The organism is Actinomadura montaniterrae (assembly GCF_008923365.1).
Lineage (GTDB): Bacteria > Actinomycetota > Actinomycetes > Streptosporangiales > Streptosporangiaceae > Spirillospora > Spirillospora montaniterrae.
The window spans coordinates 1-10,322 of sequence record NZ_WBMR01000285.1; the positions used below are offsets into that span (position 1 = coordinate 1).

Annotated in this window: 10 protein-coding genes; 5 read left to right on the top strand and 5 right to left on the bottom strand. The window is 74.3% G+C overall.

From position 1 onward, the window contains the following. Window positions 1–270: 270 nt before the first annotated feature. Complete coding sequence (locus F9B16_RS45475; RefSeq protein ID WP_151546493.1) at window positions 271–633, top strand: hypothetical protein; 363 nt, start codon at window positions 271–273, stop codon at window positions 631–633. 18 nt (window positions 634–651) lie between these two features. Here F9B16_RS45475 and efeU read toward each other — a convergent pair whose 3' ends face one another. The 3 genes from efeU to F9B16_RS45490 form a co-directional block, all read right to left on the bottom strand. Continuing rightward, a complete protein-coding gene (gene efeU / locus F9B16_RS45480) occupies window positions 652–1,521 on the bottom strand; it encodes an iron uptake transporter permease EfeU (protein WP_151546494.1) in 870 nt (289 codons plus the stop codon). Window positions 1,522–1,686: 165 nt separating this feature from the next. Next, window positions 1,687–2,886 (bottom strand): ribonuclease D, encoded by a 1,200-nt coding sequence (locus F9B16_RS45485; protein ID WP_192809325.1) that lies wholly within the window; start codon window positions 2,884–2,886, stop codon window positions 1,687–1,689. Window positions 2,887–3,271: 385 nt separating this feature from the next. Next, the gene (locus tag F9B16_RS45490) at window positions 3,272–3,838 is read right to left on the bottom strand and encodes a DUF3000 domain-containing protein (protein ID WP_151546495.1); all 567 of its coding nucleotides are present in this window, start codon (window positions 3,836–3,838) and stop codon (window positions 3,272–3,274) included. Window positions 3,839–4,483: 645 nt separating this feature from the next. Here F9B16_RS45490 and hemE point away from each other — a divergent pair. Further along, window positions 4,484–5,494: a uroporphyrinogen decarboxylase gene (gene hemE, locus F9B16_RS45500; RefSeq protein ID WP_264159863.1), complete on the top strand. Its 1,011-nt coding sequence runs from the start codon at window positions 4,484–4,486 to the stop codon at window positions 5,492–5,494. A 4-nt stretch (window positions 5,495–5,498) separates the two neighbouring features. Here hemE and F9B16_RS45505 read toward each other — a convergent pair whose 3' ends face one another. Together F9B16_RS45505 and F9B16_RS45510 are read right to left on the bottom strand one after the other, a co-directional pair. After that, window positions 5,499–6,518 (bottom strand): DUF4349 domain-containing protein, encoded by a 1,020-nt coding sequence (locus F9B16_RS45505; protein ID WP_151546498.1) that lies wholly within the window; start codon window positions 6,516–6,518, stop codon window positions 5,499–5,501. A 129-nt stretch (window positions 6,519–6,647) separates the two neighbouring features. Next, on the bottom strand, window positions 6,648–7,760 hold the full coding sequence (locus tag F9B16_RS45510) for a ligand-binding sensor domain-containing protein (RefSeq protein WP_151546499.1): 1,113 nt from the start codon (window positions 7,758–7,760) through the stop codon (window positions 6,648–6,650). Window positions 7,761–7,885: 125 nt separating this feature from the next. Here F9B16_RS45510 and hemG point away from each other — a divergent pair, with 125 nt between their 5' ends. From hemG to F9B16_RS45525, 3 genes are all read left to right on the top strand, one after another. Beyond that, window positions 7,886–9,376, top strand: a complete 1,491-nt coding sequence (hemG, locus tag F9B16_RS45515; RefSeq protein WP_151546500.1) for a protoporphyrinogen oxidase — start codon at window positions 7,886–7,888, stop codon at window positions 9,374–9,376. Continuing rightward, the gene (gene hemQ, locus F9B16_RS45520; protein WP_151546501.1) at window positions 9,327–10,031 is read left to right on the top strand and encodes a hydrogen peroxide-dependent heme synthase; all 705 of its coding nucleotides are present in this window, start codon (window positions 9,327–9,329) and stop codon (window positions 10,029–10,031) included. The genes hemG and hemQ overlap by 50 nt, the downstream gene beginning before the upstream one ends. 88 nt (window positions 10,032–10,119) lie before the next feature. Next, a partial coding sequence (locus tag F9B16_RS45525; protein WP_151546502.1) for a hypothetical protein occupies window positions 10,120–10,322 on the top strand: 203 nt, incomplete at its 3' end.

Sequence of the window (10,322 nt, forward strand, 5' to 3'; positions counted from 1 at the left end):
GGGGGTGGCCGCCGGTGCTGCCGGCGTGGGCGCCGGCCGGCGCGCTCGGCGCGACGCTGCTGATCGGGACCGTCGCGGGCCTGTACCCGGCGGTGCGGGCGGCGCGGCTGTCGCCGACGGTCGCGCTGGCCGCGGTCTGACGCTCCGCCGCCCTGCCGCGCGCCGGTCCCGCTCGGCCGCCGTCCCTGATCCGGCTCTGGTCTTGGTCCGGCGAACCGGTGCATGATGGGGGCACCGACGACGTCCTCCCCGGGAGGTGCCCGCACAGCCATGCCCGTGCCACGTCCGCTGCGCGAGCGTTGCCGCGAGTTCCTCGGTACCGACGGCGAGATCCGCTACATCTTCCCCGCGACGGCCTACGGCGGCGGGGCGGGCTTCATCTTCGTCGTCACCGACGACCAGGTCGCCGTGATCTCCACCGGCGCGCTCGGCCGCAGCACGCCGAAGAGCATCTGGGGCGCCTACCCGCGCGGGACGAGGATCGGCCCGGTGGAGACCGGCGGCGGCGCGTCGTTCGAGTTCGCCGGCGCCGCGTTCGAGGTGGACGACGAGTACGTCCCGGTCGTCAACGCCGCCGACAGCGAGGTCTTCGCCCGCGACAGCCTGCCCCGCGATCCGCTGCCCGACCTGTAGCGGGGACCGGGCCCCGCGTCAGGAGCTCGGCGCGGGCTCGACGGTCTTCTTCGCGGCGGGGGCGGGCCGGGACGGGCCGGTCTTGCGCAGGAACAGCGCCATCACCGGCACCAGGTACACCGCCCACATGATCAGCTGCAGCCAGGTGATCTGCGGGGTGACGTTCAGGACGCCCTGCAGGACGGTCTGCAGCCAGTCGCCGGGGGTGCCGAGCTTGTCGAAGAACAGGTGCGGCTCGATCGCGACCGCGTTCAGGCCGGGCAGCACGTCGGCCTCCTGCAGGTCGTGGAAGCCGTAGCCGAACACGCCCGCCGCGACGACGATCAGCGCGCCGCCCGTCCAGGTGAAGAACCGGCCCAGGTTGATCTTGAGGCCGCCGCGGTAGAGCAGGTAGCCGAGCACGATCGCGACGACCAGGCCGAGGGCCGCGCCGATGATCGGCTGGGTGGAGCCGCCGGACGAGCTCTGGATGTTCGTCCACAGGAACAGCACGGTCTCGATGCCCTCGCGGCCGACCGACAGCAGCGCGACGGCGGCGAGCGCGAGCGGCCCGACGTTCAGGGCCCCTTCGAGCCTGCCCTCCAGCTCCGACTTTATGAACCGGGCGGTCTTGCGCATCCAGAAGACCATCCAGGTGACGAGGCCGACCGCGACGATCGACAGCACGCCGCCGAACAGCTCCTGGGTCTTGAACTGCATCTCCGAGGACGCCGCGGTGAGCGCGACGCCGAACCCGACGGCGAGCGCGACCGCGATCGCGATGCCCGTCCAGACGGGGACGAGGGCCCGGCGGTTGCCGGTCTTCACCAGATAGGCGATGAGGATGCTGACGACCAGGGCGGCCTCCAGCCCCTCACGCATTCCGATGAGGAAGTTGCCCAGGAGCATCGCTGCCCTCCTCGAGACGCACGAATGGTTTAGGCAAAGCTAACCTAAGCCAGTGTGTGCCCCGGCGGCGCCCCCCCGCAAGACCCGATCGGCTCACCTCGTCCGGCGAGACGCGCCTCACATGCGGCGGCGCACCACGGCGGCGGCCGTCACCGGGGGAAGCCGTCACTGGGGGAAGTCGAGCCGCAGGAACGCGCGCGCGATCGGCTGCGCCGTCAGCTCGACCTGCCAGCGGCGCGCGCCGAGCCCGCGCAGCGCGGCGCCGACCGCCGACGCCGACGGCTCGTCCGGCGGAGTCCACGCCAGCCGCCGGACGAAGTCGGGCTGGATCAGGTTCTCCGACGGCATCGAGTGCTCGTCGGCGAGCGCGGCGACGACGGCGCGGGCGGCGGTCAGCCGCTTGGCGGCCTCGGGGTCGCGGTCGGCCCAGCGGTGCGCGGGCGGCGGCCCGTCGCCGGGCAGGTTGGCCTCGGGCAGCTGCCGGTCGGGCACCGCGCGGGCCCGCGACACCGCGCGCAGCCACGCCGACTGGTGCCGGCGGGCGCCGCGCCCCCGCATGGTCGGCAGCGCCTGCAGCTCGGCGGGGGTCTTCGGCGGGTTCAGCGCCAGCTCGACGATCGCCGCGTCCTGCAGCACCCGGCCGGGGGACAGGTCCCGCTCGCGGGCGATCTTGTCGCGGGCCTCCCACACCTCGCGGACGGTCGCGAGCGCGCGCCGGTTGCGCACCCGGTGGATCCCGGACGTGCGGCGCCACGGGTCGGGGCGCGGCGGCTTCGGCGGCGTCGTCAGGATCGCCTCGAACTCCTCCAGCGCCCACTCCAGCTTCCCGGCCTCGCGCAGCTCGGCCTCCAGCGCGTCGCGCAGCTCCACCAGCAGCTCGACGTCCAGCGCCGCGTAGCGCAGCCAGTCCTCGGGGAGGGGGCGGGTGGACCAGTCGGCGGCGGAGTGGCCCTTCTCCAGCAGGAAGCCCAGCACGTTCTCGACCATGGAGCCGAGGCCGACGCGCGGGTAGCCGAGCAGCCGCCCGGCCAGCTCGGTGTCGAACAGCCGCTTCGGGACGAGCCCGACCTCCGCCAGGCACGGCAGGTCCTGGTTGGCGGCGTGCAGCACCATCTCGGTGCCGGCGAGCGCCGCGTCCAGCGCGGACAGGTCGGGGCAGGCGATCGGGTCGATCAGCGCGGTGCCGGCGCCCGCGCGGCGCAGCTGGATGAGGTAGGCGCGCTGCCCGTACCGGTAGCCGGACGCCCGCTCGGCGTCGACGGCGACCGGGCCGGTGCCCGCGGCGAACGCGGCGATGACGCGTTCCAGCTCGGCGGCGTCGACCACGACCGGGGGGACGCCCTCGCGCGGTTCCAGCAGCAGCACGGGCGGGGGCCGCTCGTCGCCGGCCGCCTTCTCGCCGGCGGCCTTGTCCCCGGCGCCGTTACCGCCCGCGCCGGGCTGCTCCTCGGCCGCACCGGACTCGGCGGGCACCGCCTTGCCCGGCCCGGCCGCCTTCTTCGCGCCCGCCGGCCGTGCGGCGGCCTCCTCGCCACCGGAGTCCCGGTCGGGACCGGTGGCACGCGTTTCGGACACTCCCACTTTTCCCGTGTTCTCCCCCGCCGCCTCGGTTCCGGACGCTGTGCTCACGTCCCCTACCGTACGTCGCTCTCGGTACCTCCCGAGGAGGGACGACCCCCCGTGCCCCCCGCCGGCTCCAACGCGGCCGGAGTCTCCCCTGGAGGGACGCCCTCCGGCCGGCCCCGGGGACTCAGGATCCCGTGCCGCGGGGCCTGTCCGGGAACGCGGCGACGCCCGCCGGGGGCAGGCCCGCGGTGGTGCACATCACCTCGCACCAGGCCGCGACGTGCCCGGCCAGATCGTCGCCGGTCGGGGACCAGGAGGCGCGCAGCTCCAGCTCGGTCGTGGACGGCTCGTCCCGCTTGTCGCCGAAGCTCTCCGACACCGCGCGGGTGATCGTCCCGGACACGCCCGCGTAGCCGGCCGGCTCCAGCGCCTCGAGCAGCCAGTCCCAGGCGACGGAGCCGATCAGCTCGTCGGCGGCGATGTCGGGTTCGAGGTCGGCGCGGATGTAGGCGACGACGCGGAACCCGTTCGTCCAGCCCTTGGCGCCGTCCGGGTCGTAGAGCACGATCAGCCGGCCCATCGCGACCTCGGTGTCGTCGTCGCGGTAGACCGACCCGGACAGGGCCGCGGCGTACGGGGCCAGGCTCTGCGGGGCGGGCATGTCCTCCAGGTCGAGCTCGGGCCGGGGGCCCGGGCCGTCCAGGATCTCGCGCAGCGTGTCGAGGGCCCGCTGGAAGGCGGGAGGGTTCATGGGCGGACCGGCCTGGGTGCGGGGGCGGGACTCGTGTCGGTGGTGCCGGGACGGGGTGCCGCCGCGCGCGACGGGAGGGTACGGAGGGGATGCAGGCACAGCACAGTGGGTTTCGTCTCGGGGGCCGCGGCGTTCAGGCCACGGCCCGCGCGGATGCGGCCGGCGAGGAGCCGGCGCGTCTGGAGCCCGTCCCGCCATGGGACGCCGGAGCCGGGTCCCGGGGGGACGCGGCGGCGGGCCGGCCGGGGGGCGCGCCGTGCGCGGGGCCGGGGGACGTCAGCGGCGGGTCGACCAGGACGGCCGCTCCGCACTCGACGCAGACCCGCTCGGGGCACTCCGCGCCGTGCCCGTCGGAGCACGGCGGCTGCTCGAACACACGTTCATCACCGCAGGTGGAGCAGTGCAAGGGGGAACCTCCCTCGGCTATGACACGCATCACGTTCGCACGCGGCGGTGACAGAATGCGGGACTTCGCTCGGCGTGTCCGGAACTTCGTGGGTCACCGCCGTCACTTCGGTGTCACCCCGGTGCGCCCGGTACGGGTTCTCGTGGGACCATCACAACGTGACCGCTGACGCCGCCCGTCCCGACGACACCGCTGCGAACCCGGCTGACAACTCCGGTCCGCTCGCGGAGAGCCCGTTCCTGCTCGCGTGCCGCCGCCGGCCCGTGCCCCGCACCCCCGTGTGGTTCATGCGCCAGGCGGGCCGCGCGCTGCCAGAGTATCTGCGGATCCGCGAGGGCGTGCCGATGCTGGAGGCGTGCGCCCGCGCGGACATGATCGTGGAGATCACGATGCAGCCGGTGCGCCGGTACGGCGTGGACGCGGCGATCTTCTTCAGCGACATCGTGGTGCCGCTGAAGGCGGTCGGGATCGACCTCGACCTCAAGCCCGGCGTCGGCCCGGTCATCGCCGACCCGATCCGGGACGCCGCCGGCGTGGACGCGCTGCGCCCGCTGGAGCCCGGGGACGTGCCCTACGTCACCGAGGCCGTCCAGGGGCTGGTCGGGGAGCTCGGGGCCACGCCGCTGATCGGCTTCGCGGGCGCTCCGTTCACGCTCGCGTCCTACCTCATCGAGGGCGGGCCGTCGAAGAACCAGGAGCGCACGAAGGCCATGATGTACGGCGAGCCCGAGCTGTGGGACCGGCTCATGGGCCGGCTCGCCGACATCACGATCGCGTTCCTGAAGGTGCAGATCGCGGCGGGCGCGAGCGCGGTCCAGGTGTTCGACTCCTGGGCCGGCGCGGTCGCGCCGGAGGACTACCGCGCCTCGGTGCTGCCGCACACCAGCCGGATCTTCGCCGAGATCGAGGCGCTGGGCGTCCCGCGCATCCACTTCGGCGTCGGCACCGGCGAACTGCTCGGGCTGATGGGCGAGGCGGGCGCGGACGTGGTCGGGGTCGACTGGCGCGTCCCGCTGGACGAGGCGGTCCGCCGCGTCGAGCCGGGCAAGGCGCTGCAGGGCAACCTCGACCCGGCGGTGCTGTTCGCGCCGTGGGAGACGGTCGAGCGGCGGGCGCTGGACGTGCTGGCCCGGGGCCGGACGGCCGAGGGCCACATCTTCAACCTCGGCCACGGGGTGCTGCCGTCCACGAACCCGGACGTGCTGGCCCGCCTCGTCGACCTCGTCCACGAGGCGAGCTCCGCGCACTGACGGGTTACTGGGGAGGCGGCGGGTCCTGCCGGACCGGCTCGCCGCCGGGATCGCCCGCGCCCACTGCGACGGGCTGCTCCTCATCCGCGCCGGTGCCGGGGTCAGGTTCTGCGGTCCCGCGGCCGCGGCGGCGGTTCCGGTAGGCCACGACCGGCGCGACGATGATCGCGGCCGTGACCAGGAACGGCAGCAGCCAGCCGAACACGACGGCGACGCCGCCGAGGAACCCGGTGAAGGCGTGCCAGCCGTCGCCGAGCGCGCCGACGAACCCGCCGCGGTCCTCGTGCCGCCGCGCGGGCTTGGCCGCCGCCTCCAGCGTGACCGTCACGGTCGCGTACTGGGTGCTCTGGGCGAGCGCCTTCTGGCGGGCCTGCAGCGACTCCAGGTCAGCCTCCCGCGAGGAGATCTCCTGCTCGACGTCGATGATCTCGCCGACCGTCGTCGCCTTGTCCAGCAGCTTCCGGAACGACGCGAGCGCGGCCTTCGCGGACCGGACCCGGCTGTCGACGTCGGCGACCTCGCCGGTCACGTCGTCGGCCTGCTGGCTCAGCGACAGCTTGGTGCCGAGCTGCCGGGACAGCTGGTCCAGCACGCCGGCGTACCGGTCGGACGGGATCTTCAGCGTGATCGTCGAGCCGGGCGGGTCGCTCGACCCGGACTCGTGCTCGACGTACCCGCCGGCCGCGCTCGCCATCTGCTTGGCCCTGGTCGCGGACGCGTCCACGTCCTTGGCCCGGATCCGCATGTCCGCGGTGTAGACGACGGCGCGGCCGCTCGGCAGCGGCGGCTGCGCCGTCGCGCCCCCGTCCCTTCCGGAGCCGGACGCGCCGGCCGGCCGCTTCTGCTGGGCATCGGGACCGCCCGGCGTGGCCGCCGGAGCGGCGGCGCCGCCCGACGTGCTCCGCTCGCCCGAGTCCGAGGATCCACCGCCGCCGCACGCCGCGAGCGTCGCGCCCAGCACCCCGGCCAGGACAAGGACGATCAGTGCGTACGGGACCTGCCTGACGCTTCTGACGTTCAGCATGACGCTTGGACGGAGTGGTACAGATCACCGTTCCGGCGCGGGCGTCGCGATCCGGCCACGGCCCGGGCACACCGGGGTCACGGCCGCCCCCGCGCGGCCGTGCCCCGGCGCCCGCCGTTCCGTGGCGTGTCAGCCGTCGGTGAGGACGACCGGGCCGCCGATGTTGACGGTGCCGAGCGTCCAGAGCGCGCCGGTGCCGGGCACGGCCGCCAGCGCCGTCGCGTAGATGTTGGTCCGGTTCGGGACGGCGGTGGTCGGCACCCGCGACCACGTCCCGCCGCTGTAGTGGAGCAGGCCGGGCTTGGCGGCCTCGTCCAGGTTGTGCCCGAGGGCCCACAGGTCGCCGTCGACGCCCTTGATGATCCTGGTCAGCGCGTTAAGCCCGGCGGGGACCGCCGCCTTCGTCCAGGCCGTCCCGTCCCAGTGCATCATGACGGCCGAGGCCGGTGAGGTCCCGTAGTCCGTGCCGACGGCCCAGGCGTCCGTGGGGGACAGGGCGACCATGTCGGTGAAGCCGAAGCCGGTGCCGAGACCGTCCGCGTGGATCGGGGCGTTCTTCCAGGTCTGCCCGTCCCAGTGCTGCGCCACGAACGTCGAGCTCCACTCGGAGGTCGTGCCGAGGCGCCAGACGTCATCGTCGGCCCGGACGTAGGACGTGTCGAGGCTGATCTCCGGGAAGGCGGTGACGCGCGTCCACTCGTCCGTCCATATGTCGCCGGTCCAGCGGTACAGGTCGGTGGAAGTGCTGAGCCAGACGCCGGACGCGTCCGCCTGCAGCGTCGTGGCGGTGGTGCCCGGGGGCAGCGTCACCTGGTTGAACGCCGACCCGCTGAAGTGCGCCACGTAGGGCTTCTTCGCGTCGTAGTCGGTGCCGTTGATCCACACGTCCTCGGGGCCGACCGCGTCGACGTCGTTGATCCCGCCGTGGCCCGGCAGGCCCAGCAGGTCGTACTCCACCCATTCGCCGTTCTGCCAGCGGCGCACGACCGGGTTGCCGGGGATCGAGGTGCCCGTTCCCGGGATCGGGCCGGGGAGGGTGATCTCGCCCTGGGATCCGGTGATCCAGACGCTGTCGGGCGAGGCGGCGTCGACGTCGCGCAGGGAGTTGTTGGGCCAGAAGAAGGGCAGGGACACCCGCTTGAAGTCGCCGCGGGTCGCGGCGGAGGCGGGGGCGGGGACGGTCGGGCCGGCGGCCATGACGACCGCCGCGGCGGCGGCGAGCGGAACTCTCCAGAACTTCATGTCCGCCAGTATTTACTGGCATGGTCTTGGAGATCTTGTCACTCCGGGATAGAAACCGCGCCGCGGCCGCCCCGGTGCGGCCGCCCCGGTGCGCGACCTCGCGAAGCGTCTGGAAGGCTGGACGCATGACCCCGTCCCGTCCCGCCTCTCACGCCGTCGTCGTCGGCGGCGGCATCGCGGGCCTCACCGCCGCGCGCGCGCTCGCCCACGCCGGCGTCCGCGTGACCGTGCTGGAGGGCTCCCCCTCGATCGGCGGCAAGCTCCGGGTCAGCGAGATCGCCGGGATCCCGGTCGACGAGGGCGCCGAGTCGATGCTCGCCCGCCGCCCCGAGGGCCTCGCCCTCGTCCGCGACCTCGGCCGCGGCGACGACCTGGTGAACCCCGGCACGACCTCCTCGGCCATCCTCAGCCGCGGCGCGCTCCGCCCGATCCCGTCCGGCCAGGTGATGGGCGTCCCGTCGGACCTGAAGGCGCTCGCCGCCTCGCAGGTGCTGTCCCCGGCCGGGCTGGCCCGCGTCCCCCTCGACCTCGTGATGCCCGAGACGCGGCGCGGCGACGACGTCTCGGTGGCCGACTACATCGGCGCCCGGATGGGCCGCGAGGTCGTCGACCGGCTCGTCGAGCCGCTCCTCGGCGGCGTCTACGCCGGGCGCGCCGAGCGGCTGTCGTTCGACGCCACGCTGCCCGCCGTCGCCGCCGCCGCGCGCGCCCACCGCTCGCTGATCAACGCCGTCCAGGGCATCCGGGACACCGCGCCGAAGAACCCCGGCCCGGTGTTCGCCACCCTGCCCGGCGGGCTCGGCGGGCTGCCGCCGCTGATCGCCGCCGACATCGAGGCGGCCGGCGGGACGGTGCGCGTGAACGCGACCGTCCGCGAGCTGCGGCGCAGCCCGGACGGCTGGCGGCTCACCATCGGGTCCGCCCGCGACCCCGAGCGGCTGGACGCCGACGCCGTCGTGATCGCGGTGCCCGCGGCGCCCGCGTCCCGGCTGCTGAGCTTCGAGGTGCCCGCCGCCGGCCGCGAGCTGGCCGGCATCGAGTACGCCAGCATGGCGATCGTCACCCTCGCCTACCAGGCCTCCGCGTTCCCCAAGACCCCGGACGGCAGCGGATACCTCGTCCCGGGCGTGGAGAGCGACACCGAGACCGGCGGCCGCGGCGTCAAGGCCGTCACCTTCAGCTCGGTAAAATGGCCGCACCTGCGCGACCGCGACCCGGGTCTCATCGCCGTCCGGTGCTCCATCGGGCGGTACGGCGAGGAGCACCTGCTCCAGAGGCCCGACGAGGAGCTGAAGGCCGTCGCGATGGCGGAGCTGGCCGCCACCACCGGCGTCACCGAGCTGCCCGTCGACAGCCGGGTGACCCGCTGGGGCGGCGGCCTGCCGCAGTACAACGTGGGCCACGCCGACCGCGTGGCCGGGGTCCGCGCCGCGGTCGCCCGCGAGCCGGGGCTCGCCGTCGCGGGCGCCGCCTACGACGGCCTGGGGATCCCCGCGTGCATCGCCTCGGCGCACGCGGCGGCCGACCGGGTGCTGGACCATCTGCGCAGTCGAGGAGGAACGAACGATGTCAGGGACGGAGCCGGCGGCAAGGCCGAAGGCGCGCGAACTCAATAACGTCATCCGCTACACCATGTGGTCGGTGTTCAAGGTGCGCGACACCGGCGCGCTCGGCGAGCAGGACGCCGCCGAGGTGCAGGACCTGCTCGGCCAGATGGGCGAGAAGGACGTCACCACCCGCGGCTCCTACGACGTGGCTGGCCTGCGCGCGGACGCCGACTACATGTTCTGGTGGCACGCGCCCAGCTCCGACGACCTCCAGGAGGTCTACACGCGGTTCCGCCGCACCGCCGTCGGCCGCGCCAGCGAGCCGGTGTGGTCGCAGATGGCGCTGCACCGCCCCGCGGAGTTCAACAAGAGCCACATCCCGGCGTTCCTGGCCGACGAGGAGCCCCGCGCCTACGTGTGCGTGTACCCGTTCGTCCGGTCGTACGAGTGGTACCTGCTGCCCGACGAGGAGCGCCGCGCCATGCTCGCCGAGCACGGCAAGATGGCGCGCGACTACCCCGACGTCCGCGCGAACACGGTGTCGGCGTTCGCGCTCGGCGACTACGAGTGGATGCTCGCCTTCGAGGCCGACGAGCTGTACCGCATCGTCGACCTGATGCGGCACCTGCGCGGCGCGCGCGCCCGGCTGCACACGCGGGAGGAGATCCCGTTCTACACCGGCCGCCGCAAGCCCCTCACCGAGCTCATCGCCAACCTCCCGTAACGGAGCAACGGGGATCTTGCCCGGCGAGAACGTATAGATCCCTAGGATCCGCCCAGAATCCGGACGCAACGGCAGTAAAGTGCCGCCCGTGAACGAGACTCCCGCCGGTGCCTCCCGCGGGCGGCACGCCAAGCCGCCGTCCGAGCTGTCCGCCCGCTGGAACCGGATGCTCGCGGCGGCGTCCGGGCGGCGCCGGCTCGCCGCGGCGGGCGCCGGCACCGCGTCGGCGGCGGTCGTCGCCTCGCTCGCCGCGCTGGCCTTCACCGGCGGCGGCTCCGGGACCGCGCCGAG